Annotated in this window: 1 pseudogene; it reads right to left on the bottom strand. The window is 41.8% G+C overall.

The annotated features are described in order from the left end of the window. Window positions 1–948, bottom strand: a pseudogene (locus tag LZ480_RS19620) (IS3 family transposase); the annotation flags it as partial. Between the last annotated feature and the right edge of the window lie 30 nt (window positions 949–978).

Here is a 978-nt window from a genome sequence, read left to right as displayed (position 1 = left end):
CTGGCGTGCCTTTGCGGGACATGCTCATGGTAATTCCTTTTTCTTTGGCTGCTTTTTGATAAGCATAGGATGTATAAACGGAGCCTTGGTCACTATGCAGAATGCATCCTTCTGGTAGCTTAGGCAATTGAAAGAGCGTATCCAACACAAAATCAGTGTCTTGTTTGATACCAGTAGTTTGTGCCACAATTTCGCCATTGTAGACATCGAGAATACTAGAAAGATACATCATCGATTGACCAAAAGGCAAGTACGTAATATCCGTGACTAGCTTCTCCATGGGCTTAGATGCTGTAAAATCGCGTGCTAATAAATTCGGTGCGACGTATGCTGGCTGCCCGGTACGCTTCCGTTTCTTCATCTTTACTTTACATTGCCAACCATATTTTTGCATAACACGCTGCACAGTCTTCCTACAAACTCCTGGGTACAGATTAGCAATCTTTCGATAACCATATCGAAATTTATTCTGTTTGCACAAGTCGCCAATCTGCTGATCTCGAATCTCCTTTTGTGTGGATTGATCCACATCCTTTCTCCAACGATAGTATGACGAGCGACCTACGCCTAAATGACGACAGATTTCACCAATTGGCATAACATCTTTTAACTCTTCAACTAATTGAAGTACTACTTTTGGCGCCACTTCCCTTCCAATTCCGCGTACTTTTTTAAAACTTCAATCTGTTGTTTCAACTCTAGATTCTCTGCCTGTAGCTTGGCTGTCTCACTTTCAAATTCCGGTCCTTTGCCGAAGGCATATTGTTTACCAACTGGTTGTTTTAGACGGTGCATTTCACCATTGCGATACCAATGCATCCATCGCTTCAACTGCGTATAGTTTCGAATGTCCAATTCTTCCATTACTTCTTTTACCGGTACGTTAGCCATTCGCATTTCAATTGCCTTCATTTTCACTTCTACTGGATAACTGACTCTTGTTCCCATAGAAAAACACCTCCACATTGATTGTTTCAG

The sequence above is a fragment of the Solibacillus palustris genome, from assembly GCF_022549215.1.
Classification (GTDB): Bacteria; Bacillota; Bacilli; order Bacillales_A; family Planococcaceae; genus Solibacillus; species Solibacillus daqui.
Note: the sequence above shows the minus strand (reverse complement) of the source record. Positions and strands in the feature narration are given on the sequence as shown.